The 23,281-nt window shown below is 58.1% G+C and carries 16 protein-coding genes; 1 reads left to right on the top strand and 15 read right to left on the bottom strand.

Annotation, left to right across the window (positions count from 1 at the left end; translation table 11 throughout):
- Positions 1-106 precede the first annotated feature (106 nt).
- From QMX84_RS10750 to pilM, 10 genes are all read right to left on the bottom strand, one after another.
- Positions 107-1,525, bottom strand: a complete 1,419-nt coding sequence (locus tag QMX84_RS10750) for an FAD-dependent oxidoreductase (RefSeq protein WP_153393024.1) — start codon at positions 1,523-1,525, stop codon at positions 107-109.
- Between the two features lie 33 nt (positions 1,526-1,558).
- Complete coding sequence (gltB, locus tag QMX84_RS10755) at positions 1,559-6,007, bottom strand: glutamate synthase large subunit (RefSeq protein ID WP_282363790.1); 4,449 nt, start codon at positions 6,005-6,007, stop codon at positions 1,559-1,561.
- A gap of 475 nt (positions 6,008-6,482) precedes the next feature.
- Positions 6,483-8,060 (bottom strand): AAA family ATPase, encoded by a 1,578-nt coding sequence (locus QMX84_RS10760; RefSeq protein WP_282363791.1) that lies wholly within the window; start codon positions 8,058-8,060, stop codon positions 6,483-6,485.
- Between the two features lie 10 nt (positions 8,061-8,070).
- Positions 8,071-9,171: a 3-dehydroquinate synthase gene (aroB, locus tag QMX84_RS10765; protein WP_262125993.1), complete on the bottom strand. Its 1,101-nt coding sequence runs from the start codon at positions 9,169-9,171 to the stop codon at positions 8,071-8,073.
- A gap of 93 nt (positions 9,172-9,264) precedes the next feature.
- Positions 9,265-9,783 carry a shikimate kinase AroK gene (gene aroK / locus QMX84_RS10770; RefSeq protein WP_048366711.1) on the bottom strand — a complete coding sequence of 173 codons (519 nt, stop codon included), beginning with the start codon at positions 9,781-9,783 and terminating at the stop codon, positions 9,265-9,267.
- Positions 9,784-9,787: 4 nt separating this feature from the next.
- Positions 9,788-11,149, bottom strand: a complete 1,362-nt coding sequence (locus tag QMX84_RS10775) for a type IV pilus secretin PilQ family protein (RefSeq protein WP_282363792.1) — start codon at positions 11,147-11,149, stop codon at positions 9,788-9,790.
- 12 nt (positions 11,150-11,161) lie between these two features.
- Entirely contained in the window at positions 11,162-11,692 is a 531-nt protein-coding gene (locus QMX84_RS10780) for a pilus assembly protein PilP (RefSeq protein WP_282363793.1), read from the bottom strand.
- 5 nt (positions 11,693-11,697) lie between these two features.
- Complete coding sequence (gene pilO, locus QMX84_RS10785; RefSeq protein WP_262125990.1) at positions 11,698-12,309, bottom strand: type 4a pilus biogenesis protein PilO; 612 nt, start codon at positions 12,307-12,309, stop codon at positions 11,698-11,700.
- Positions 12,309-12,875 (bottom strand): PilN domain-containing protein, encoded by a 567-nt coding sequence (locus QMX84_RS10790; RefSeq protein WP_282363794.1) that lies wholly within the window; start codon positions 12,873-12,875, stop codon positions 12,309-12,311. The genes pilO and QMX84_RS10790 overlap by 1 nt, the downstream gene beginning before the upstream one ends.
- Complete coding sequence (gene pilM / locus QMX84_RS10795) at positions 12,875-13,846, bottom strand: type IV pilus assembly protein PilM (RefSeq protein ID WP_282363795.1); 972 nt, start codon at positions 13,844-13,846, stop codon at positions 12,875-12,877. Before pilM ends, QMX84_RS10790 begins: the two co-directional genes overlap by 1 nt.
- A gap of 204 nt (positions 13,847-14,050) precedes the next feature.
- Between pilM and QMX84_RS10800 the strand changes: the two genes are divergently transcribed.
- Positions 14,051-16,477, top strand: coding sequence for a penicillin-binding protein 1A (locus QMX84_RS10800; protein WP_153336177.1), 2,427 nt, complete (start codon positions 14,051-14,053; stop codon positions 16,475-16,477).
- 104 nt (positions 16,478-16,581) lie between these two features.
- Here the strand turns inward: QMX84_RS10800 and QMX84_RS10805 are convergent, their stop codons facing one another.
- From QMX84_RS10805 to QMX84_RS10825, 5 genes are read right to left on the bottom strand one after another with little or no spacing between them, the layout of a single operon-like run.
- On the bottom strand, positions 16,582-18,762 hold the full coding sequence (locus tag QMX84_RS10805; RefSeq protein WP_262125987.1) for a lipase family protein: 2,181 nt from the start codon (positions 18,760-18,762) through the stop codon (positions 16,582-16,584).
- 19 nt (positions 18,763-18,781) lie between these two features.
- On the bottom strand, positions 18,782-19,558 hold the full coding sequence (locus tag QMX84_RS10810) for a hypothetical protein (RefSeq protein WP_262125986.1): 777 nt from the start codon (positions 19,556-19,558) through the stop codon (positions 18,782-18,784).
- Positions 19,559-19,570: 12 nt separating this feature from the next.
- A complete protein-coding gene (locus QMX84_RS10815) occupies positions 19,571-20,347 on the bottom strand; it encodes a hypothetical protein (RefSeq protein WP_282363796.1) in 777 nt (258 codons plus the stop codon).
- Positions 20,344-21,198, bottom strand: a complete 855-nt coding sequence (locus tag QMX84_RS10820) for a DUF4123 domain-containing protein (protein WP_282363797.1) — start codon at positions 21,196-21,198, stop codon at positions 20,344-20,346. Before QMX84_RS10820 ends, QMX84_RS10815 begins: the two co-directional genes overlap by 4 nt.
- Positions 21,195-23,264 carry a type VI secretion system tip protein VgrG gene (locus QMX84_RS10825; RefSeq protein WP_282363798.1) on the bottom strand — a complete coding sequence of 690 codons (2,070 nt, stop codon included), beginning with the start codon at positions 23,262-23,264 and terminating at the stop codon, positions 21,195-21,197. The genes QMX84_RS10820 and QMX84_RS10825 overlap by 4 nt, the downstream gene beginning before the upstream one ends.
- Positions 23,265-23,281 lie beyond the last annotated feature (17 nt).

Below are 23,281 nucleotides of genomic sequence, written 5' to 3' on the forward strand. Positions count from 1 at the left end.
CGCTGCCGCAGGCTGCGATAAGGGCCGAAGGGCCTTCGCTCTTCAAAGAAAAGCACGACCCCTTCGGGCTCGATCGCAGCCTGCGGCAGCGGCTACAGGGGGCAGGTTAGACGCCCAGGTAGTCCATGATCCCTTCTGCCGCGGTGCGGCCTTCGAAGATCGCCGTCACCACCAGGTCAGATCCGCGCACCATGTCGCCACCGGCAAAGATCTTCGGGTGGCTGGTCTGGTGCTTGAACTGCGACTGCTCAGGCGCAATCACGCGGCCCTGGCTGTCGGTGGCGATGTCGAACTGCTCAAACCACGGCGCCGGGCTCGGGCGGAAGCCGAACGCGATGATCACGGCGTCTGCCGGGATGATCTCTTCGGAACCCGGAATCGGCTCAGGGCTGCGACGGCCACGGGCGTCCGGCTCGCCGAGACGGGTCTCGACCACTTTCACGCCTTCCACCTTGCCGTCACCGACAATCGCAATCGGCTGACGGTTGTAGAGGAATTTCACGCCTTCTTCTTTGGCGTTTTTAACCTCTTTGCGCGAACCGGGCATGTTGGCTTCGTCACGACGGTACGCACAGGTCACCGACTTGGCACCCTGGCGGATCGAGGTACGGTTACAGTCCATGGCGGTGTCACCACCGCCCAGCACCACGACCTTTTTGCCTTTCATGTCGACGAAATCTTCCGGCGTTTTTTCAAAGCCAAGGTTGCGATTGACGTTGGCAATCAAGAAATCCAGCGCGTCATGCACGCCCGGCAAGTCTTCACCGGCAAAACCACCTTTCATGTAGGTGTAGGTGCCCATGCCCATGAAGACCGCGTCGTACTCGGCCAGCAGTTCTTCCATGCTGATGTCTTTGCCGATTTCGGTATTGAGGCGGAACTCGATACCCATGCCGGTGAAGACTTCGCGGCGATTGCTCAGTACGGTTTTCTCCAGCTTGAACTCCGGGATACCGAAGGTCAGCAGACCGCCGATTTCCGGGTTCTTGTCGAAGACCACCGGGGTCACCCCGCCACGCACCAGCACGTCAGCGCAGCCCAGGCCCGCAGGCCCGGCACCGATGATTGCCACGCGCTTGCCGGTCGGCACCACTTTGGACATATCCGGGCGCCAGCCCATGGCGAAGGCGGTGTCAGTGATGTACTTCTCGACCGAACCGATGGTCACCGCGCCAAAACCGTCGTTGAGGGTGCAAGCGCCCTCGCACAGACGGTCTTGCGGGCACACCCGGCCGCACACTTCGGGCAGGGTGTTGGTTTGGTGCGACAGTTCAGCGGCAGCGAGGATGTTGCCCTCGGCCACAAGCTTAAGCCAGTTGGGAATGAAGTTATGCACAGGGCATTTCCATTCACAGTACGGGTTACCGCACCCCAGGCAGCGGTGGGCCTGATCGGCCGACTGCTGGGGTTTGAAGGGTTCGTAGATTTCCACGAACTCTTTTTTGCGTTGACGTAACAGTTTCTTCTTCGGATCTTTGCGCCCGACATCGATGAACTGGAAGTCGTTACTCAGACGTTCAGCCATTGTTAAAACCTCATCAAACTCTTCAGGCGCATATCACTGCGGGTTGGCACGGATGCTGGAAAGCAACGTTTTCAAGCTGGCAGCCTTAGGCTTGACCATCCAGAAACGACGCAGGTAATCATCGAGGTTTTCCGCGAGATTACGGCCCCACTCGCTGTTGGTTTCCTCAACGTATTCGTCCAGCACGTGTTGCAGGTGGTTGCGATAGGCTTCCATCGCTTCGCCGCTGATACGCTGGATCTCCACCAACTCGTGGTTCACCTTGTCGACGAACGTGTTGTCCTGATCCAGCACGTAGGCGAAACCGCCGGTCATGCCTGAGCCGAAGTTGTAACCGGTTTTGCCCAATACGCAGACAAAGCCGCCCGTCATGTATTCGCAGCAGTGATCCCCTGTGCCTTCCACCACGGTGTGGGCACCGGAGTTACGCACGGCGAAACGCTCGCCTGCGGTGCCTGCGGCAAACAGCTTGCCGCCGGTGGCGCCGTACAGGCAGGTGTTGCCAACAATGGCGCTGTCCTGAGTTTTGTAGACGCTGCCCGCAGGCGGCACGATCACCAGCTTGCCGCCGGTCATGCCTTTGCCCACGTAGTCGTTGGCGTCGCCTTGCAGGTACAGGTTCAAACCACCGGCGTTCCACACACCAAAGCTCTGACCGGCAGTGCCTTTGAAGCGGAACGTGATCGGCGCCTTGGCCATGCCCTGGTTGCCGTGAGCACGGGCGATTTCACCCGAGATCCGTGCACCAATCGAACGGTCGCAGTTGCAGATGTCGAGGTCGAACTCGGCACCGCTCAGGTCGTTGATCGCCGAGCGGGCCATGTCGAGCATCTGCTCGGCCAGCAGGCCTTGGTCGAACGGCGGGTTGCGGTCAACCTGGCAGAACTGCGGCTTGTCAGCCGGGATGTGGTCACTGCCCAGCAACGGCGTGAGGTCAAGGTTGTGCTGCTTGGCGGTTTCGCCCGGCAGGATGTCCAGCAGATCGGTACGCCCGATCAGCTCTTCAAGGCTGCGCACGCCCAGCTTGGCCAGCCACTCGCGGGTTTCTTCAGCCACGTAGGTGAAGAAGTTGACCACCATGTCGACGGTGCCGATGTAGTGGTTTTTACGCAGCGATTCGTTCTGTGTGGCCACACCGGTCGCGCAGTTGTTGAGGTGGCAAATACGCAGGTATTTGCAGCCCAGCGCGATCATTGGCGCGGTGCCGAAGCCGAAGCTTTCAGCGCCCAGGATCGCCGCCTTGATCACGTCGAGGCCGGTTTTCAGGCCGCCGTCGGTCTGCACCCGCACTTTGCCGCGCAGGTCGTTGCCGCGCAGGGTCTGGTGGGTTTCCGCCAGGCCCAGTTCCCACGGCGCGCCCGCGTACTTGATCGAGGTCAGCGGCGATGCACCGGTACCGCCGTCGTAGCCGGAGATGGTGATCAGGTCGGCATACGCCTTGGCCACGCCAGCGGCGATGGTGCCTACGCCCGCTTCAGCTACCAGCTTCACCGAAACCAGCGCTTTAGGGTTGACCTGCTTGAGGTCAAAGATCAGCTGCGACAAGTCTTCAATGGAGTAGATGTCGTGGTGCGGCGGTGGCGAAATCAGGGTCACGCCGGGCACGGCATAGCGCAGCTTGGCGATCAGGCCGTTGACCTTGCCGCCTGGCAGTTGCCCGCCCTCACCTGGCTTGGCGCCTTGGGCAACCTTGATTTGCAGCACTTCAGCGTTGACCAGGTATTCCGGCGTGACGCCGAAACGGCCGGTGGCCACTTGTTTGATTTTCGAGCTTTTGATAGTGCCGTAACGCGCCGGGTCTTCGCCGCCTTCACCGGAGTTGGAGCGGGCGCCCAAGCGGTTCATGGCTTCAGCCAGGGCTTCGTGCGCTTCTGGCGACAAGGCGCCGAGCGAGATACCGGCCGAGTCGAAACGCTTGAGGATCGAGTCCAGCGGTTCGATCTCGTCGATGGCCAATGGCGTATCGAGGGTTTTGACCTGGAACAGGTCGCGGATCATCGACACCGGGCGTTTGTCGACCAGTGCGGTGTATTCCTTGAACTTGCTGTAATCGCCCTGCTGCACAGCCGCTTGCAGGGTGGCGACCACGTCCGGGTTGTAGGCGTGGTACTCGCCACCGTGTACGTACTTGAGCAGACCGCCTTGCTGGATGGCTTTGCGCGGGCTCCAGGCTTCAGCGGCGAGCAGTTTTTGCTCGGCTTCAAGGTCGACAAAACGCGCGCCTTTGATGCGGCTTGGCACACCACGGAAGCTCAGGTTGCAGACTTCTTCGGACAGGCCAATGGCTTCGAACAGTTGCGCACCGCGGTAGGACGCAATGGTCGAGATGCCCATCTTCGAGAGGATCTTGAGCAGGCCTTTGGTGATGCCTTTACGGTAGTTTTTGAACACTTCGTAAAGGTCGCCCAGCACTTCGCCAGTACGGATCAAGTCGCCCAGCACTTCGTAGGCCAGGAACGGGTACACCGCCGAGGCGCCGAAGCCGATCAGCACGGCAAAGTGATGCGGGTCGCGAGCGGTCGCGGTTTCGACCAGGATGTTGCTGTCGCAGCGCAGGCCTTTTTCGGTCAGGCGGTGGTGTACAGCGCCCACGGCCAGCGAGGCGTGGACCGGCAGCTTGCCCGGCGCGATATGACGGTCGGTCAAGACGATCTGGCTATGGCCCGCACGCGCGGCTTCTTCGGCCTGGTCGGCGATGTTGCGCACAGCGGCTTCAAGGCCGATCGACTGGTCGTAGTTGAGGTCGATGATCTGACGCTCAAAGCCCGGCAGGTCGAGGTTCATCAGCGAACGCCATTTGGCTGGCGAGATCACAGGCGAACTGAGGATGACGCGCGAGGCGTGCTCCGGCGATTCCTGGAAGATGTTGCGCTCGGCACCGAGGCAGATTTCCAGCGACATGACGATGGCTTCACGCAGCGGGTCGATCGGCGGGTTGGTGACCTGCGCGAACTGCTGGCGGAAGTAGTCGTACGGCGTGCGCACACGCTGGGACAGCACGGCCATTGGCGTGTCGTCACCCATCGAGCCCACGGCTTCGTAGCCTTGTTCGCCCAATGGGCGCAGCACCTGATCGCGCTCTTCGAACGTGACCTGGTACATCTTCATGTATTGCTTGAGCTGATCGACGTCGTAAAACGCAGAGCCGTGGTCGTTGTCTTCAATGGTGGCCTGAATGCGCAGGGCATTCTTGCGCAGCCACTGTTTGTACGGGTGGCGCGACTTCAAGCGGTTGTCGATGGAGTCGGTGTCCAGCACCTGGCCGGTCTCGGTATCGACCGCAAGGATTTGCCCAGGGCCAACGCGGCCTTTGGCGATCACGTCTTCAGGCTTGTAGTCCCACACGCCGATTTCGGAGGCGATGGTGATGTAGCCGTTGGTGGTCGTGACCCAGCGCGCCGGGCGCAGGCCGTTACGGTCGAGCAGGCAGACCGCGTAACGACCGTCGGTCATTACCACGCCCGCCGGGCCGTCCCACGGTTCCATGTGCATGGAGTTGTACTCATAGAACGCCCGCAGGTCGGGGTCCATGGTTTCAACGTTCTGCCATGCCGGTGGAATCAACATGCGCACGCCACGGAACAGGTCTATGCCGCCGGTGACCATCAACTCCAGCATGTTGTCCATGCTGGAGGAGTCTGAACCCACGCGGTTAACCAGCGGGCCGAGCTCGTCGAGGTCGCCGATCAGGTCATTGGCAAACTTGGTGCGACGGGCCTGCGCCCAGTTGCGGTTGCCGGTAATGGTGTTGATCTCGCCGTTGTGGGCGAGAAAGCGGAATGGCTGAGCCAGCGGCCATTTCGGCAGGGTGTTGGTGGAGAAGCGCTGGTGGAACACGCAGATGGCGGTTTGCAGGCGCTCGTCACTCAGGTCTGGATAGAAGGCGGTCAAGTCCGCCGGCATCATCAGGCCTTTATAGATAATGGTCTTGTGAGAAAAGCTGCAGATGTAGTGATCGGTGTCCGCTGCGTTGGCCACCGAGGAACGGCGACGGGCGCTGAACAGCTTGATCGCCATGTCCTGATCGCTGAGGCCGTCGCCTGCGATGAACACTTGCTCGATTTGTGGCAGACGCTCCAGCGCCAGACGACCCAGCACGCTGGTATCAATCGGGACTTTGCGCCAGCCCACCAATTGCAGGCCCGCCGCGAGGATTTCGCGGTTCATGTGGGCGCGGGCCGCTTCGGCTTTGATCGGGTCCTGGTTAAAAAACACCATGCCGACCGCATATTGCTTGGGCAACTCAGTGCCGAACTGTTCTTTGGCGACTGCACGCAAGAACTGATCGGGCTTTTGAATCAGCAGGCCACAACCGTCACCGGTCTTGCCGTCTGCGTTGATCCCACCGCGGTGGGTCATGCAGGTCAGGGCCTCAATGGCGGTTTGCAATAGGGTATGACTGGGTTCGCCCTGCATATGGGCTATCAGGCCGAAACCACAGTTATCCTTGAATTCATCGGGGTGGTACAGACCTGCTTTCATAGACACTTTCTCACCAGGCTGCCCCAAAAAGGGGCAAATTTCTTTTTAATTCAACCACCTGCTTTCCGCGCTGAACGTACGCCAGCTTAGCGGTAGCAAAAGGGTGGCCATTTTACACACCGTCGCAAAGACCCACAAATTAAGCGGCGATTAACCGTAAATTTATGTCGCATTGATGAAGGTTTAAAGCGATTGCTCGTGCTAGTCAAAACATTTTTGATGTTGACCGCCGCACGGCGCAGACACCACAACGCATGCGACTCGATTAAGTCGCATGCTGGGCGAATATTTTGATGGGTAAGGGTCTGTACGAAATGTTTTCGAGCGTAGGTTAGGCAAGGCGAAAACAGGCGAGGAAGCGGAGTTTACGGGTTGTAAATGAGCATTCCGAGCCTGTTTTCAACGCCGCATAACCGAGCGCAGATACATTTCGTGCAGAGCCTAGAACGGCGACCTGGGTAAGGTCGCCGTCTCATCAGCGAGCTGCTGCCAGTTCTTGTTGGACGCTGGCGACAGTGCGAGGCCAAGGTTTACCAGCCTGCGTCTTCGCTGGCAAGTTCTTGATTGCCGCAGTGGCGGCGGCATGGCTTGGGAAATTGCCGTAAGTCACGACATACAGCGGCTTGCCGTTCAAGGATTTCTTGAAGTAACGGGCTTCGCCACCCAACTCTTTGGCGACATTTTGCGCTGACGCTTCAGAGCTGGTGCCGACGATCTGCACCACGTAGTTGCTGGCCGGTTGGCTGGCGTACCAGCTACCGCCCGGTGCAGCCTTGGCCACAGTCACCGGCTTCTCAGCAGGTTTGGCCGCAGGCTTGGGAGCCGGGGCCGGAGCAGGCTTGGCGGCTGGCGCAGGTGCAGGTTTGGTCGCAGCCACCGCAGGCGCTGGTGTTGGACGCGGCGCAGGCGCAGGCGCCGGGCCAGACGGCACGCCCACCGGTGGCGCGGTGGTGGTGACGGTTGGTGGGTTAGCCACACCGCCGTCGACCGCAGGCGCACCGCCATCGTCGCCTTCGCTAATGCCACCTGCGGCTTCAGCCAGCGGGCCACGCATCACCGGTTGCGATTGGCCAACCAGCGGCAATGGCATCGGCTGGGAAGAACCGGCGAAATCAATCGACGGGTTAGCGCCATTTTTCGGCGCGGCCTGACCCAGTGGCAATTGCCCCTGTTCAGCATTTGGCGCGGTTGGCGTTTTGCCCCGGCCAGGAATCAACACAGCTGCGGCAACCGCCACGACCACAACGGCACCAATGGCCAATACGTGCTTCTTCGGCATTTTGAACCCCATACTTGGACGCTTGACCGCTGAACGGCTGGCAATCATGGCTTCGATCATTGCATCGCGGGCGACCTGATTGATGATGCCAGGCCAACCTCCAGAGCTCTCATGTATATCTGAGATCTGCTGAGCGCTAAAGAGTTCGATTCCGCGCCCTGCACCTTCAAGGCGCTGAGCCAGATACTCGCGGGTTTCTTCTTCGGTGTAGGGCTGCAATTCGATGACGTGGAAGCGCTCTTCATCACCGCTGAGCTGCTCAAGCCCGGCAATCATCGATGGCTCGCCGAACAAAAAGACATGCGGACGGCCTTCCGGCGTACCGGCGGCCAGGCCCAGTAAGGCTTCCTGAGCAGAGTCGTCGAGCTGCTCGGCATCATCGACCAGCAAGTAGACTTCTTGGCCGGTGAGGGCCAATTGCACCACTTGCTTGAGGATCGCGTCGACTTCAGGCCGGGCCACGTTCAGGGTTTGTGCCACCTGGCGCAAAATTCCCGCCGCATCGCCCGCACCGCGCGCCGACACCACCACGCTCTGTACCGACTGCTTGTTGGTGCTGGCCACCAGTGCCTGGCGCAGCAAGGTCTTGCCGCTGCCTTCAGGGCCGGTCACTACCAGCAGCAACTGGCTGTAACGGGCGAGGTGGTGCAATTGCCCCAGCACGGGCTTGCGCTGTGCAGGGAAAAACTTGAAACCCGGCACCCGAGGGGCGAACGGGTCATGGGTCAGCTGGAAGTGACCGAGGAACGCCTCGTCGGCATGCAAACTAGTCATCGGGATCTTATTAACCTTTAAGCTGAGCCAGTGCGCGGTAATCCGCACCCAGCGTGGCTTGTAGAACCTCTTGTGGATAATCGTCGGTCACTGTCGCTTCACCGATGCGACGCAACAGCACCAGGCGCATACGACCGTCGATCACTTTTTTATCAACTGCCATGTGCTGCATGAAATCAGCCGGGCTCATTTCAGCAGGCGGCACCACCGGCAAACCGGCGCGCTCGAACAGGCGAATCCCGCGGTCACGCTCGGCGTTTGTGATCCAGCCCAGACGTGCGGACATTTCCAGCGCCATCACGGTGCCAGTCGCCACCGCTTCGCCATGCAACCACACGCCATAGCCCATGTGGGTTTCGATCGCGTGGCCAAACGTATGGCCCAAGTTAAGCGTAGCGCGTACACCCGACTCGCGTTCGTCAGCGCCCACAACGATGGCCTTGGCCTCGCATGAACGATAAATCGCTGCGGTCAGAGCCTGTTGATCAAGGCCGCGCAGGGCATCCATGTTGTCTTCAAGCCAGGTCAGGAACGGCTCGTCGCAGATCAGCCCGTACTTGATGACTTCTGCCAGGCCTGCCGACAGCTCGCGCTCAGGCAAGGTGTTGAGGGTTTGGGTATCGATCAGCACCAGGTTGGGCTGGTAGAACGCGCCCACCATGTTTTTGCCCAGCGGGTGGTTGATGCCGGTTTTGCCGCCCACCGACGAATCGACCTGGGACAGCAAGGTGGTCGGCACCTGAATAAAATCAACGCCGCGCTGGTAGCACGCCGCCGCAAAACCGGCCATGTCACCCACTACGCCGCCACCCAGGGCGACCACGGTGGTGCGACGGTCATGACGGGCAGTGAGCAGGCCATCAAAGATTAGCTGCAGGGTTTCCCAGTTTTTGTGCGCTTCGCCATCCGGCAGGATGATCGGCACCACAGAATACTGCGCGAGGCTGCGCGTCAGACGCTCGAGGTAGAGTGGCGCAACGGTTTCATTGGTCACAATCGCCACTTGGCGGCCAGCGATATGCGGGGCCAGCAACTCGGGCTGATCCAACAAACCTTCGCCAATGTGAATTGGGTAACTACGCTCGCCTAGATCAACCTTCAGTGTCTGCATGAAACCCCGTGCCTTGTTTCGCAATTATCAAGTGATGGCATGCCGCTGAGCGGTCATGGTCGGCGCCGAGGATAACGCATTTCGTGGCGCACTTTAACGGGGAGGCAGCTGCCCCAGCCGCTCGAGAATATCCAGAACCACCATTCGTGGCGGCCGCTCATCGGTTTCTACCACCAGGTCGGCGATTTCTCGATAAAGCGGGTCACGCATGGCCAGCAAATCGCGCAGGGTTTTCTCGGGGTTGGCGGTGCGCAGCAAGGGCCGATTGCGATCGCGCGCGGTGCGGGCAACCTGCTGCTCAACCGATGCATGCAAATACACCACGCGCCCGCCCGCCCACAACGCTTTGCGGTTTTCGGGGCGCATCACCGCACCGCCGCCCGTCGCCAACACCACGCCATCGGCCTCGCACAGCTCGGCGATCATGGCCGACTCGCGATCACGAAAGCCTGGCTCACCTTCTTTATCGAAGATCCACGGGATATTGGCACCGGTGCGCACTTCAATTTCCTTATCGGAATCTTTAAATGGCAGGTGCAGCTCTTTGGCCAGCAAACGTCCGATGGTGCTTTTACCAGCCCCCATGGGCCCAACAAGAATCAAATTTCGCACAGAATCAATGACTCACAGCAATCGCCTGGTTGCTCATAATACGCGGAGTAAGGAACACCAGCAGCTCGGATTTTTTTTCCAGAACAACGTCTTTACGGAAAAGTCGGCCAACATACGGCAGATCGCCCAAAAATGGCACTTTATCTACCACATTGCTTTGAGTATTTGAGAAAACACCGCCGATTACGATGGTTTCGCCATTTTTGACCAGCACCTTGGCGTTGACCTCGTTCTTTTTGATCGGCGGCACGTCATTGACCATGTTCATGTAGTCCGGCTCGTCCTTGGTCACCACCACGTCCATGATGACGCTGTTGTCCGGGGTGATTTGCGGGGTCACCTCCAGCGACAGGGAGGCCTCTTTGAACGACACCGAGGTGGCGCCGCTGGCACTGGACTCCTGGTAAGGAATTTCAGTGCCTTTAAGGATTTTGGCGGTCTCTTTGTCGGACGTGACCACTTTGGGCTGAGAGATGATTTCGCCATTACCGGTTTTTTCCATGGCGCTCAACTCAAGGTCCAGCAAGACATTGTTGCTGATAAAGGCGATGCCCAAGCCTGAGGTATTGCCCCTGACGCCCATGTCGACAAAGGGCGCACTCATCTCGCCCGCCCCAGCGCCAGTGCCACCGACACTCCAGTCCCCCCCCACGTTCAAGGTGCCACCCCAGCGCACCCCCAGATGGCGTTCGAAATCCACCCCGGCTTCCACAATGCGCGCTTCGATCATAACTTGACGAACCGGCACGTCCAGTTGCGCCACGATGCGCCGCAGTTCGGCCAACTGCTCATCTGACTGCAGCGCGATGATGTTATTGGTGCGCTCATCGACGGTGATTGAACCGCGCGGGCCCATACCGTCCTGGCCGTGGGTGACGGACTGGAACAGCTTGGCGATGTCACTGGCCTTGGCGTAATTGACCTGCACCAATTCGCGTCGCAACGGCGCCAGCTCAGCCCGCTGGTTATGCGCCTCCAACTCGTGGCGCTCACGGGCGGCGATTTCTTCTGCGGGGGCAATCAACAGCACGTTGCCTTCGAGGCGTTTGCCAAGGTCTTTGCTGGCCAGCACCAAGTCCAGCGCCTGATCCCACGGCACCTCCTGCAAATTGAGGGTAATGCTGCCTTGCACCGCATCACTGACCACCAGATTGAACTGGGTAAACTCGGCCAATAGCTGCAACACCGTGCGCACTTCAATGGCCTGAAAATTCAGCGAGACCTTTTCCCCGACATACACCGGGGGCGGCGCCACAACAGCGGGTTTTGCTGATAACGGGGGTTGATGCTGGACGATGGCCAGCGCTGTCTGCGAATTCAGCGCACTCCATAGCGCCAGTGCACAGACCGGGGAAATCCTTTTCATGGTGTTTATCCGTTAAGACTGCTGCTTTAAAAGGATGCTCAGGGACCTTTCCAGCCAACCGCCCTGACCATCTGAAATCACTTCAAACACTTCAACGTGTGCGCGATTGATCGAGGCAACCTGCCCGTTATTGCGCCCCAGGTAATCGCCTACCTTTAAACGGTGCACGAGCCCATTGGCGCGCAACAGGGCGTTGGCCCCGTGCTCATTGGAAAACGTGCCTACCATCTCGAATTGCTCAAGGGCCAGCCCCTCCAGAAAATGCCGGGGGCGGTCGTTGTCCAGGTCTTCAGCCACCAGCAAGCTGGGCTGCCAGCGTTCTGCTCCGCCGTCAAGTTGCGCCTGAAAGGGGCTGCGCAAGCCGGCCGCTGCATACGCCACCACCGCGGGAGGCTCTACACGCGGTACGGCCGCCATAACAGCGACCGGGCCCGCCGGCACTGCCTGTAAAGAGGCTTGCAGTTGCGCAAGGCTTTGCGCGTGATCGCAGCCCGTCAGGCCCGCCAGACAGCAGGCACCGAGTAGTCGAAAGCCAACACTCATGGGATCTATCCTTGATCGTAGGTGCGGTAGGTCTTGGCCAACAGCGTCATGCGCAATTGGCCGTCGTTTGTCTCGTTGAGTGGGGTGAGGGTGAAGTCATGCAGGGTGACAATGCGCGGCAGGCCCGCCAACTGGCTGACGAAATGCCCCAGGTCGTGGTACCCGCCAATAAGCACCAGCTTTAACGGCAGCTCGGCGTAGAACGGTTGCAACACCTCGGGCGACCACTGAATGTGTTCGATCTGCAAGCCGCTGGTCTGGCCGAGACGAGACATGTCGTCCAGCAGGCCGGGCACTTGGGCCTGACCGGGCAGTTGCTTTAAAACGTCGCTGAACGCCGCTTCCAGCTCATGCATCGACAGCAACTGGGCTTCCAGGCTCGCGACCTGAGCGGCCTTGGCAACAAATTCGCCATGCAGTGTCACTTCGGCGTCACGCTGCTGGGCAAGCTGGTTAAGCGGCGCCCGTAGCATCAGCCCGTAGCCCATCACCAGCACCGCACCCACCAACAACAGTGCAACCGCGGCCTTGAGCCTAAACGAGCCATTGCTGACACGCTCAACGTTCAGGTCTCGCAGATCAAAATGGCTCAGGCGCGCCAACCAGTGAGCAACCATCAGAACTGGGCGCCGGTGTGGGCATGCCGCGTTTGGCGCACGCTCATTTGGAACAAGCGCTGCGGCCCTTCATTTGGGCTAGGACCTGCCTGCACATCAATCAGCACGGGGGCTTCAAGCCAATGCGAGGCGTCCAGGTTGCGCATCAGCTCGGCAACAAGGCTGTTGGATTGCGCCACCCCGGTGATCACAAGGGTCTGGTCAGACATTTTTACGTCAGTAAAAAATACGCCCTTGGGCAAGCTGCGCGCCAGCTGCTCCAAAATGATCCCGCTGTCAGACCGGTTGCCCTGTAGCGTTTCGATGGTCTGCATGCGCTCAAGCAGTTGTTCGCGGCGCACTTTCAACTGGTCGATCTGCTCGGCACGACCATCCAGTTGCACCATTGAGCTTCTGATCAAGTCGTTGCGCGCCAGCTGTCGTTCAACCGCCCGGTCAATAAAGTGGTCGATCACAAACAACCCGCCTACCGCCACCGCTGACAGTGCGATCAGTACGACTACAAAACGCTTACGTCGTTTTTCTCGCAACAGGGTGCGCCACGGCAGTAAGTTGATGCTCGCCATTAATCAAACCCCCTCAAGGCCAGACCGCAGGCAGTCAACAACATCGGGGCATCGCAACGCAAGGCTTGAGGTGTAACCAAAGGGCTAATGGTCATTTGCGAAAACGGGTTGGCAACGTTCACGGGCAGCCCGAGGAGGGCCTCAAACCAGGCGCCGAGGCCGCTGCGGGCGCCGATTGGCCCCGCCAACCAAAGCGATTGCACGGCGGGCGCTACAACTGATTCGGCGTATTGCTCAAGCCCGCGCTTCACCTGCTCCAGCGCGCCCGGTTTAAAGGCGCCCTCTTCACGTGTGTCGGCGCCAAACAACAGCTCCCGGGCGTAAAGCACCTGCCCTTGGTGCACGATACTGAGCAGCGCGGTGTGGCCCGCGACGTCGATCACGGCCACGGTGGCCGGTAGTTGCGCCTCAGCGCCCAACGGTGTTGCGCCTTCAATCGCCCGCGCCAGCGCATGGGCCTGAACCGCGACCACCCGCGCCTTTAGCCCGGCCTGGCTCAGCACCGCCTCGTACCACGCCAAGGTGTGCTGGCGGCACGTCACCAACAGCACTTGCAGTTTTTCCGGATTGTTCGGTGAAGGCCCCAACACATCGAAATCCAGGGCTGCTTCGTCCAGTGCATACGGAATGTATTGCTCGGCCTCTAGCCGTACGTACAGCTCCAGATCGTCGTCGCTGAGCCCGGCGTCCACCTCAAGGTGTTTACAGATGACGTGCGTGTCCGGGAGCGCTACCACCGCCTCACGAGCCGACACCGAGGCAGCACCCAGCGCCTTGAGCAGCACCTGGGCGACACTTTTCGGCTCGGCGCTGGTCTGATCGTCCATGAGCGTGGCGGGCAGCGGTTCAACCGCATAAGCCTCCAGCTGGAAGGGGCCGTTTGAACGGCTCAATTCGACAATTTTTATCGTGTGCGAACCAATGTCGACACCCACATACCGCTGGCGGGCTTTACAAAAATATCCGGGCACTGTGATTTTCCCTAATGCATTCCGTGACTTACGGAGGGTAAAAAATGAGATCCGTTCATAACCCGTTCTGACATGCGGCCCATGACGCTGGCAGCCGAAAAATGCTTATAATGCCGGGCGTTTTTTTCCGCATCGTCGACCCGGCGCAGCATGCGCACTACCCTGACGTGCAAACCCATTTCTTAATCTGGAAATCCAAAAGCCTTGATTCGTCTGCTGAAGTTTTTCGGGTGGTCTTTCGTTGCCGTGGTCTGCGGGCTTTTGCTCGTGCTCAGCGGCGCGTTTCTCTATCTTAGTCCTGGCTTGCCGTCCGTAGAGTCGTTGAGAAGCATCCAGTTGCAGATTCCTTTGCGGGTCTACACCAGCGACGGGAAATTGATTGCAGAGTTTGGCGAAATGCGCCGCTCTCCGATCAAGTTCGCCGACATTCCGCCCAATTTCATCAATGCCCTGCTCTCGGCAGAAGATGACAACTTCGCCAATCATTACGGGGTTGACCCGAGCAGCCTGATGCGTGCCGCCAGCCAGTTGGTAAAAAGCGGACACATACAATCGGGTGGCAGCACCATCACGATGCAGGTGGCGAAGAACTATTTCCTCACCAGTGAGCGGAGTTTTTCACGCAAAACCAACGAAATCCTGCTGGCTCTGGAAATCGAACGCGAGCTGACCAAGGACGAGATCCTTGAGCTGTACGTGAACAAGATTTACCTGGGTAACCGCGCTTACGGCATCGAGTCTGCTGCGCAGGTTTACTACGGCAAGTCGATTCGCGACCTGAGCCTGGCGCAGATGGCCATGATTGCCGGTCTGCCAAAAGCCCCTTCGCGCTTCAACCCGCTGGCCAACCCGGTGCGCAGTAAAGAACGCCGCGACTGGATTTTGGGCCGCATGTACAAGCTGGGCAAAATCGACCAGGCCAGTTATGAAGCCGCGATTGCCGAACCGGTGAACGCCAGCTACCACGTGCCGACGCCAGAAGTGAACGCGCCTTATATCGCTGAAATGGCCCGTGCCGAAATGGTCGGCCGTTATGGCAGCGAGGCCTACACCGAAGGTTATCGCGTGACTACGACGGTCCCAAGCGACCTGCAAGAGCTGGCCAACAAGTCGGTTGAAGACGGCTTGATGGTCTACGACCAGCGCCACGGCTATCGCGGCCCTGAAGCACGCTTTGCCGGTAAATCCCCGTCGGCCTGGGCTCAGGAGCTGACCAAGCAGCGCACCATCAGCGGGCTTGAGCCGGCCATCGTGACCCAGGTCGACAAAGACGGCCTGCAAGTCCTGACCCGTAACGGCGAGGCTCACGTCCCGTGGGACAGCATGAAATGGGCGCGCAAGTTCATTAACACCAACAGCATGGGCCCGATGCCCAAGCAGCCTTCGGATGTGGCCCAAGTTGGCGATTTGATTCGCCTGCAAGCGCAAGCCAATGGCACCTACAAATTCAGCCAGGTCCCTGACGTGCAAGGCGCGCTGGTGTCCCTTGACCCGGACAACGGCGCTATTCGTGCATTGGTGGGCGGTTTTGCCTTCGAGCAAAGCAACTACAACCGTGCCACCCAGGCCAAACGCCAACCGGGCTCCAGCTTCAAACCGTTCATTTACAGCGCCGCCCTGGATAACGGTTACACCGCCGCCACCCTGGTAAACGACGCACCGATCGTGTTTGTCGATGAGTACCTGGACAAGGTCTGGCGTCCGAAGAACGACACCAACACCTTCCTCGGCCCGATCCCGCTGCGTGAAGCGCTGTACAAGTCGCGCAACCTGGTCTCGATCCGCACCCTGCAAAGCCTGGGTGTCGACCGCACCATCGACTACATCAGCAAGTTCGGCTTCAACAAGCAGGACCTGCCGCGCAACCTGTCGCTGGCCCTGGGTACTGCCACCCTGACGCCGATGGAAATCGCCACCGGCTGGAGCACCTTTGCCAACGGCGGTTACAAAATCACGCCGTACCTGATCGACAAGATTGAAAGCCGCAACGGCGAAACCCTGTTCGTGGCCAACCCGCCAAGCGTTCCAAAAAACGCCAGCAAAGACGTGCCTGCAGAGGCCGCCGCGCTGACCATTGACACCATCAACGCCGCCCCCGGCCTGCCCACCGCAGAAACCCAGGCCGTCGCTGAGCGTATCGTTGACGGGCGCACCACTTACATCCTCACCAGCATGCTGCAGGACGTGATCAAACGCGGCACTGGCCGACGCGCCCTGGCGCTGGGCCGTACCGATCTGGCAGGCAAAACCGGTACCACCAACGAGTCAAAAGATGCATGGTTCTCGGGCTACAACGCCGATTACGTGACCACCGTATGGACTGGCTTCGACCAGCCCGTGAGCCTTGGCCGTCGCGAGTACGGCGGCACCGTGGCCCTGCCGATCTGGATGAGCTACATGGGCGGCGCGCTCAAAGGCAAGCCTGCGCACACCCAGGCCGAGCCGGAAGGCATCCTCAGCCTGCGCATCGACCCGGCCAGCGGCCGCATTGCCTCACCGGGCACACCGGGCGCCTACTTTGAACTGTTCAAAAGCGAAGACACACCGCCGACCAACAGCGAACTGGGCAGCACCCCGGCACCGGGCAGCCCGCTGCCAGCAGAAGACGGGGCGCCAATAGATCTCTTCTGACGAAGAGAGCGTCAAGGGGGTTAGCTGCAAGCGGCAAGTTTGAAGCGGTTTTATGCTTGTGGCTTGTAGCTTGTGGCTTGTGGCTTGCCGCTAGCGGTTCACCGCTACGACACATCCAGAATGTCACCCTTATAGGGTGCACCCGCCACATGAATGCCCAGCGAGGCATCCAGCTCGGCCATGGTAAGCCCCTTGGGCGCCATGGCCAGTTGCTCGATGCGGGTATTCTCGCTGTTGGCCTGCCAGCGCTCGACACTCTCGGCCAGACCTTCAGCATCTGCCGCACAGCTGCCATAGACGTCTTTCAGTTGCACCGTGTGAAGACCCAATGTTTGCAAACGATCACGGGTCGTTCTTATTTTTTGCGCCTCGCTGAGCAGAGCACCGATCTCCATTTGTGAAACACGTATAAACGGATCAGTCGCATGGCTCAATTGGCTGCGCCGCTCTTTCACCTGCGCCTCAATGCGCGCCAACATTTCATCCACCCATTCAACTTCTCGCCCGGTCACCCGTGGGCGCGTGTTGTCCAGTGCTTCTTGCCAGCGGCGAAGGGTGGCCCAACTGTGCGGGACATAGCCCCCGGTCATGGAGTGATCACCCGCCTCCATCACTTGTTCGATCAAACTACCTCGCATGGGCAGCCCTTCGTGTTGCGCAAGGGCGAGGCTGCACGCAGCGTGCTGGGCCAACGTTTCACAACCCGGCGCCCACAACATTTGAGACACCTCGTTGCCACCGAAATCCACCGGCATAAAGTGCTGCAACTGCCCATGATGAGCATACGGCTCACCGCCAACATTGATCATGCTGGTGATATACACCGCAAACTCGGCGGGCACTTGCCGGAAACGAATCCCGACGGCGGGCATCGGCTTGCCGGGCTTAATCTTCATCCAGGTTGCAGGCACGCTGGGGACTGGATCGTTGTGATTGACCATACGGTGATGCACTAAAGATTCGGCGCCCTGGACAAACGTTGCATCGCCTGCGCGAGGGGCGCCGTAGGTGTAGAGCAAGATGTTGTAACGCTCCGGTTTGCGCCGCAGCATTTCCGACAGGATTAAAGCGATAGCCCCACCCAGACTGTGGCCACAGATCAGAATTGTTTGGCCCGCGTAAAACTTATCGAGGTACTTGGTTGCAAAGTCATTGGCTTTCTTAGCTGCCTCATAAAAGCCGCGGTGAACCGCACCTTTACCTTCCTCGAACGGCACTTGAAAGGCATCAATATCCCTCAGGCCATCTGGCCCCAATTCGCTGGTACCGCGAACAGCGATCAAGATGATTTCATCGCTATGGGTCGCAAAAGCCTGAGTATCCGTGTCGATAATATCGCCTCGATCATCCAAAAAATGGACTTTAGCCGGGCTTTCCTGCTCGGGCCCCTGCCGAGGTTGATTTATCGGATACAAGACTGGGTCAAAAGGCACGATTTCAAAACGTCTGGAGTACGGCACATCCTCATACAGCGGGTAATACGCCTGAGTCTGCCCGGCATCGACGCGCCCAAGTTGCTGGTATTTGGCCAATGCATCACCAAACCAGTTACCCGAGCTCGGCACCTGTTTAAAACTGACACTGGCCTCATATATCGGGTGCTTGCCCGGTGCTTGACCAAAAGGGCAATAACTTAGTGTGGCCATCAGCGCCAACTGATACAGGTTCAACGCGCAAAACTGTGGGTCGGTGGAGAGCATGGGGCGCAAGGCACGCAAAGGCCGCACTTGCAGAATGGTATGTCGGCTGCCGAGCATGCACACGCCTCGCGGGCTGTGCTTGACCATCAACTGTCGGGCGCCCTCGGAAGGCGGGTAATGGCACTCCACCAAGGGCGGCAAGTGCGACACGTACTCCACCAAATGACGAACTTCAACTTGGTAAAAGTCCGTATCAGTCAGGAGAAGTGCTGGGTTGTTGAGCGGGCGGCTCCCATCTTTATTGAAATAGCGTGTTTGTTCGGCCCTGACTTGGAGCTCGGTAATTTTTAGGGGGTAGCTATCTCTAATAACCAGATCATGGTAATAACCTTTCTGCCCTTGAAGCAACGATAGAAACGTAAGCGCGATGGGGCCTGCGAAGTGATTCCTTACTTTACCTACACCCAATGCATTAAGCACACCGCTATATTTAAACCCTTCTGAGTCGACCGCTTCATAAGCTAGCCCGGCATAGGCATCACCCACTCCAAACTCATCAGTTAATTGAAAGGTTGACTGTTTACCTTGGACTGGACAGGTAAACATTCGGCCTCTTAAATCTACACCATCTACACGATCAGACATCACAATTAATCAACCTTACTTATTCCGTACAACCTGGATAGATAGTGCACTTCTTACCATCAGGCATTAGAAAATGACTAAATTCATTTTTATCAACTTTACAGAATCCATATCGATCTTCGAAACCATCACCCATACAACGTTTCCAACCATTAGAAAACTCTACCCATCTATCTATTGTCGATGGCCGCTCTTTTTCAGCCAGATTAATTTTTAACCTCACCGTCTTACCCGGCAATTGATCCAAGGTATAAACCGCTATTGGCCCTCCACGCGGAGAAGGGTGTTTAATATTTACATCCTTGCAATTCAGTAATTTCCTAAGTACTCGCGTTGTACCAGAGGTACGAAAGGTCCAGCTACACTCACCATAAAAAGTGCTAATACCTGCCTCCTCGAAATACTCTCTATACGCCTCAACATTTAACTTATCTTTGACGACTACCTGAGCCGGCGCTGCACTAAAGTCGCTTCGATGCTTGCCATAAACCGCGTAGATTTCTAACTCGATGTTATACACAACCAACGGACACCCTTTACGCGTCCGGCGAATCGTTATTTCCGAGTCCGGCTTATAATTTTCACGCCACCACTCATTAAACACCGGCCTTTTATTGTCTTTCATCTCTACCGTGCAGGTTTCACCCGGCGCAGGCACGTAAGACACCGCCGCTCTATATTTAAACCCCGGTGGCATATCCACTTTAAGCATGAAAGTATTCGGTTCTTTCAAATACCACACCACACCTAGAGCACTACTACAAACCAGTACCAAACAACCAATGACTCGCTTCATAGCTATCACCTTTTATTCAGTACAGCCAGGATAAGTAGTGCACCGCCTACCATCTGGCATCATGAAATGACTGAACCTCTTAGTATCTCCACGACAAAAAGCATAAGGATCTTCAAAATTTTCCCCCATACATTTTCTCCATCCATTAGAAACTTCCACCCAAGTATCGCCGGTCGACGGCCTCTCCTTATCAGCCAAATTAATTTTCATTTTTATTGTATTGCCCGGTAATTGACTCAAGGTATAAAACGCTACAGGCCCACCCGGCAAGGGAGGGCGAGTTATATTGACACCCTTACAATTAAGCAACTTTACGATCCGTCGATTCCCACCAACAGTCCGAAATGTCCACCCACACTCTCCATAAAAAGTACTTACACCCGCCCCATCGAAATATTCTCTATCTTTTTCAGTATCCAATTTTTCCTTAAACACCAACTGAGCTGCCGACTCACCAAAGTCCCCTCGATCTTTACCGTAGGTTGCGTAAACCCTAAGCTTGATGTTGTACACAACCAACGGACACCCTTTACGCGTCCGACGAATTATTATTTCAGAATCAGGTTTATAGTCTTCCCGCCACCACTCGTTAAACACCGGCGCTTTGTTATCTTTGGTCTCCACCGTGCACGTTTCACCCGGTGCAGGCACGTAATACACCGCCGCTCTATATTTAAACCCCGGTGGCATATCCACTTTAAGCATGAAAGTATTTGGCTCTTTCAAATACCACATCACACCTAGAGCACAACAACAAACCAGTACCAAACAACCTATAACCCGCTTCATACAGTCCCCTGCGCCGAACACAATATCGCTATGTGCTTCACGCGCTGAAAATGCTCAGCAGCGTTTTCTTCAAGGCGTGGATGCCAGTGAACGGGCAATTCGTAGCCGGCGAATTTAAGGCTGTGGGTTAACAAAAACTCCAACTGCTCTGCCCTTCCCCAACCCCAGTCATCAGCCTGTTTGCATTGCAGTCTTATCCACTCCAGCAGCGGGAGCTGCTTCACGACGTGTAGACAAGCCTGTTGGTGGTGTTCCATTAGAAAACGCAGCGCGTTTGCTTCGTAGATGGTCGCCCGTTGCGAGTTCGTGGCGGGCACGTTCAGCCAAGACGCAACGATGGGCAGCGGGTATTCACTTGGCATCGGGTTGTCGACGCTCGCCCACTGCTCGCCCTGCCAATAGCACACACTGATGGCTGGTCCTAGATAGGCCGGATGCAGATCCGCTGATAGATGCCCCAAGGCACGGGTGAGCACGCGGTTGTCCTGAAACCGATACAAGGCCCGATTGGGGCTCACACCCACCAGGCAGCGCGCCCGCCAATGCGCTAGCCATACGGGCAAGTCGCCCGGCGCGATACTGGCCAACCACCCCCAATTACGCTCAGGGGCGTGCAGAAGCTCGGTCATGCGCGCAATGTCGGCGCTGTCGAGCACAATCAAAAAGGGACCGGCAGCAGCCAGTTCCGCCACGGGGGTTTGGCTGTAGACGCTGGCATAACGCTCGTGAGCGCGTTCACTCAACAACGCTGTGCGGGCTTCGATTTCATGTTGAGCGTCCAGCACCAGGCATACGTCACGGCCTTGACCACGCTGTTCATCCATCCATTGGCTTGGCCGTACAGGACTCATTGCGAGGCTCCTTCCGGCAGACACACACCGTTTTGGCAGGCCTCGCACACCGGGCAAAAGTCAGCACCCAGCGCTTGCGTGGCGCCCATCAGTGCTTGCTGCGTGGGGGCTATGGCAGCGGGCAACGCTTGCGCGGGCAACAGGGGCGCAGACGCCCCCGGTAACAGCGGCACCGCTGGCAGCCCCGGTATCGGCACACCGCCGGGCAAGATCGGGCAACTGGCATAAATCCCTGCGGCGCCAATCACCAAGTGCTGTCCGCCAGCCATCAGGGTGATGTCGACCCCGCCTTGCATGACTACATGTGCGCCCCCTTTGAGGTGTACGTGCACCCCGGCTTCAGCCACCAGCGCGACACCCACTCGGGTATGACTGCTAAGCGCGACGGCCAGGTGGTCATTGCCGTCGAGCTGAACGCTGCGATCAAGGCCCACCGTGTGATGCTCTTCGGCTTCGAACACCGAGACGCTGTTGCCCGTAATGGTTTCTTCGCGCTTACCGTCGACCTGCAGGTGGCTGTCGTTTTTGATGTGTTGCTGCAAGTCGCGCTGGGCGTGGAGGTAGATCTGTTCTTGGCCTTTGCGGTCTTCGAGGCGTAACTCGTTGTAGCCGCTACCGCCGGGAGTACTGCGGCTGCGAAACACGCTTTGGGTTTTGTTGGCCGGTAACGTGAGCGGCGCCGGGTTGAGGCTGTTGATCAAACAGGCCGAAATAACCGGTTGATCCGGGTCGCCGTCGAGGTAGACCACCAGCACTTCCATGCCCACCCGCGGAATAACCACCGCGCCGTAACGGTCGCCCGCCCAACTCGACGACACGCGCAGCCAGCAACTGCTTTTATCGTCATCAATACCGCTGCGATCCCAATGAAATTTAACCCGGACCCGACCGTATTCATCGCAGTGGATCTCTTCACCCACGGGCCCCGTAACACGAGCCGTTGGGCTGCCCATGATGCGCGGTTTGGCAAAGACTTCCTGAGGACGGTATGTCACGTCTTCGGGAATCACCTGGAACGTGTTGCGATAGCCCTGGGTAAATTCGCCCGCCTCCACACCTTGCGGGTTGTCGCCGTGCTCCTCCAGCACCTGAGGCTGCTTGCCTTCATGGTGAACCCCGGTAAGCAGCCAGCCGGTGTTGAACGCTGCGTCTGGATGCCCGACCATCGGCAAAAAGTGGCCACTGCTCAGGCACGGCTGATCACTGCGCCCATTCGCTTGGCGTTGACCGGTTTGGTGGTGTTCCATCGCGCGCTGACTTTGCTGTTGGCCTTGGGCTAACTCAGTGAAGCGGCCGGGGTAGGTGTAGTGCTCAAGAACTCGCCCGCCAAGCAGTGGGGAACTGTCTGCCTCCAGCGTGCGGCCCGCTTTCTGAAAGTCGTAATCACGGCGAACCGTCCGCTGAGCACTGCTATTAAGACGCAGCTCAAAGTGATTGATCGACGGCTCTTCAGCCACCATGCCTGCGCCTTGCACGTACGGCGTGGGATGTTTAAGCGAGGTAAACGCTTGCTGTTTGTCGCCGAAAACCAACTGATGACCGTCAGGCGAATGCTGAAAGTGGTAGTGAAAGCCCTCTTCAAAACACAGGCGCTGAATAAAACGTAAATCGGACTCGCCGTACTGCACGCAATATTCCCTTGGTGCGTAAGACGAGAACGAATTGAAGGTATAGGCATTGCCGAGAATGCCATGCTCTTCGAGGATAACTTCGATTATCTGTTGTACGGTCAAACGCTGAAAAATGCGCTGATTGGTGCGATAGGCCAAGTAGGCCAACTGCGGTTCCAGCGTCAGGCGGTAGCGAGCCAGCCGCCTGCCAGGACTGCGGCGGACAATGCTGGAAATGTGCCCATGGACGCCGCTGTCCAACGAATCAAACGCTAAAAAAGCAGGCCGATGCAGCAGCGCCTCAAGGTCCAGATCACATCGTGGGCTGACCAGTTCAAGATCGAAAGCATAAGGCGTGCTGATGGCTTCTTTGCCGGTAAAGGCAAGTACGTGAAGATCAGGATCAGCACCGGTGATGTCCAGGCTGAAACGTGATGGGCGGTCAAAAGTGGGCATCCGTGACTCCTCAGACA

The sequence above is a fragment of the Pseudomonas sp. PS01297 genome (assembly GCF_029959305.1).
GTDB classification, from domain to species: domain Bacteria; phylum Pseudomonadota; class Gammaproteobacteria; order Pseudomonadales; family Pseudomonadaceae; genus Aquipseudomonas; species Aquipseudomonas helleri.

Coding starts and splice junctions, on each gene's coding strand:
- QMX84_RS10750 (WP_153393024.1), bottom strand. CDS start 1,525: ATGGCTGAACGTCTGAGTAACGACTTCCAGTTCATCGATGTCGGGCGC.
- gltB (WP_282363790.1), bottom strand. CDS start 6,007: ATGAAAGCAGGTCTGTACCACCCCGATGAATTCAAGGATAACTGTGGT.
- QMX84_RS10760 (WP_282363791.1), bottom strand. CDS start 8,060: ATGACTAGTTTGCATGCCGACGAGGCGTTCCTCGGTCACTTCCAGCTG.
- aroB (WP_262125993.1), bottom strand. CDS start 9,171: ATGCAGACACTGAAGGTTGATCTAGGCGAGCGTAGTTACCCAATTCAC.
- QMX84_RS10775 (WP_282363792.1), bottom strand. CDS start 11,149: ATGAAAAGGATTTCCCCGGTCTGTGCACTGGCGCTATGGAGTGCGCTG.
- QMX84_RS10780 (WP_282363793.1), bottom strand. CDS start 11,692: ATGAGTGTTGGCTTTCGACTACTCGGTGCCTGCTGTCTGGCGGGCCTG.
- pilO (WP_262125990.1), bottom strand. CDS start 12,309: ATGGTTGCTCACTGGTTGGCGCGCCTGAGCCATTTTGATCTGCGAGAC.
- QMX84_RS10790 (WP_282363794.1), bottom strand. CDS start 12,875: ATGGCGAGCATCAACTTACTGCCGTGGCGCACCCTGTTGCGAGAAAAA.
- QMX84_RS10805 (WP_262125987.1), bottom strand. CDS start 18,762: ATGTCTGATCGTGTAGATGGTGTAGATTTAAGAGGCCGAATGTTTACC.
- QMX84_RS10810 (WP_262125986.1), bottom strand. CDS start 19,558: ATGAAGCGAGTCATTGGTTGTTTGGTACTGGTTTGTAGTAGTGCTCTA.
- QMX84_RS10815 (WP_282363796.1), bottom strand. CDS start 20,347: ATGAAGCGGGTTATAGGTTGTTTGGTACTGGTTTGTTGTTGTGCTCTA.
- QMX84_RS10820 (WP_282363797.1), bottom strand. CDS start 21,198: ATGAGTCCTGTACGGCCAAGCCAATGGATGGATGAACAGCGTGGTCAA.
- QMX84_RS10825 (WP_282363798.1), bottom strand. CDS start 23,264: ATGCCCACTTTTGACCGCCCATCACGTTTCAGCCTGGACATCACCGGT.